Annotated in this window: 1 rRNA gene; it reads right to left on the reverse strand. The window is 52.8% G+C overall.

The features are described 5' to 3' along the window. Nucleotides 1–88: 88 nt before the first annotated feature. A 23S ribosomal RNA gene (locus tag AAEZ08_RS22660) occupies nucleotides 89–2075 on the reverse strand; the annotation flags it as partial.

Below are 2075 nucleotides of genomic sequence, written 5' to 3' on the forward strand. Positions count from 1 at the left end.
GCTTTCGCTTTGCGAGCGTTGCGTCTTTTCGGTTTGTTTGTCGACTTCAACCGTCTGACACGCAAACATCAAATTGTTTGGGTGTTATATGGTCAAGCCTCACGGGCAATTAGTATTGGTTAGCTCAACGCCTCACAGCGCTTACACACCCAACCTATCAACGTCGTAGTCTTCGACGGCCCTTCAGGGAGCTCAAGGCTCCAGTGAGATCTCATCTTGAGGCAAGTTTCCCGCTTAGATGCTTTCAGCGGTTATCTCTTCCGAACGTAGCTACCCGGCAATGCCACTGGCGTGACAACCGGAACACCAGAGGTTCGTCCACTCCGGTCCTCTCGTACTAGGAGCAGCCCCTCTCAAATCTCAAACGTCCACGGCAGATAGGGACCGAACTGTCTCACGACGTTCTAAACCCAGCTCGCGTACCACTTTAAATGGCGAACAGCCATACCCTTGGGACCGGCTTCAGCCCCAGGATGTGATGAGCCGACATCGAGGTGCCAAACACCGCCGTCGATATGAACTCTTGGGCGGTATCAGCCTGTTATCCCCGGAGTACCTTTTATCCGTTGAGCGATGGCCCTTCCATACAGAACCACCGGATCACTAAGACCTACTTTCGTACCTGCTCGACGTGTCTGTCTCGCAGTCAAGCGCGCTTTTGCCTTTATACTCTACGACCGATTTCCGACCGGTCTGAGCGCACCTTCGTACTCCTCCGTTACTCTTTAGGAGGAGACCGCCCCAGTCAAACTACCCACCATACACTGTCCTCGATCCGGATAACGGACCAGAGTTAGAACCTCAAAGTTGCCAGGGTGGTATTTCAAGGTTGGCTCCACGCGAACTGGCGTCCACGCTTCAAAGCCTCCCACCTATCCTACACAAGCAAATTCAAAGTCCAGTGCAAAGCTATAGTAAAGGTTCACGGGGTCTTTCCGTCTAGCCGCGGATACACTGCATCTTCACAGCGATTTCAATTTCACTGAGTCTCGGGTGGAGACAGCGCCGCCATCGTTACGCCATTCGTGCAGGTCGGAACTTACCCGACAAGGAATTTCGCTACCTTAGGACCGTTATAGTTACGGCCGCCGTTTACCGGGGCTTCGATCAAGAGCTTCGCTTGCGCTAACCCCATCAATTAACCTTCCGGCACCGGGCAGGCGTCACACCCTATACGTCCACTTTCGTGTTTGCAGAGTGCTGTGTTTTTAATAAACAGTCGCAGCGGCCTGGTATCTTCGACCGGCATGGGCTTACGTAGTAAATACTTCACCCTCACCGGCGCACCTTCTCCCGAAGTTACGGTGCCATTTTGCCTAGTTCCTTCACCCGAGTTCTCTCAAGCGCCTTGGTATTCTCTACCCAACCACCTGTGTCGGTTTGGGGTACGGTTCCTAGTTACCTGAAGCTTAGAGGCTTTTCCTGGAAGCATGGCATCAACCACTTCGCTTTCTAAAAGAAAGCTCGTCATCAGCTCTCGGCATTAAGATCCCGGATTTACCTAAGATCTCTGCCTACCACCTTAAACAAGGACAACCAACGCCTTGCTGGCCTAGCCTTCTCCGTCCCCCCATCGCAGTAACTAGAAGTACGGGAATATTAACCCGTTTCCCATCGACTACGCTCTTCAGCCTCGCCTTAGGGACCGACTCACCCTGCGTCGATTAACGTTGCGCAGGAACCCTTGGTCTTTCGGCGTGCGAGTTTTTCACTCGCATTGTCGTTACTCATGTCAGCATTCGCACTTCTGATACCTCCAGCCAACTTCTCAATTGACCTTCACAGGCTTACAGAACGCTCCTCTACCGCTCAACTTGCGTTGAACCCGTAGCTTCGGTACCTGGTTTGAGCCCCGTTACATCTTCCGCGCAGGCCGACTCGACTAGTGAGCTATTACGCTTTCTTTAAAGGGTGGCTGCTTCTAAGCCAACCTCCTAGCTGTCTAAGCCTTCCCACATCGTTTCCCACTTAACCAGGATTTTGGGACCTTAGCTGACGGTCTGGGTTGTTTCCCTTTTCACGACGGACGTTAGCACCCGCCGTGTGTCTCCCGTGCTGACACTTGCTGGTATTCG

Origin of the sequence: Pseudomonas sp. E45-MNA-CIBAN-0222 (genome assembly GCF_040310405.1) — a bacterium.
Taxonomy (GTDB): Bacteria; Pseudomonadota; Gammaproteobacteria; order Pseudomonadales; family Pseudomonadaceae; genus Stutzerimonas; species Stutzerimonas stutzeri_AC.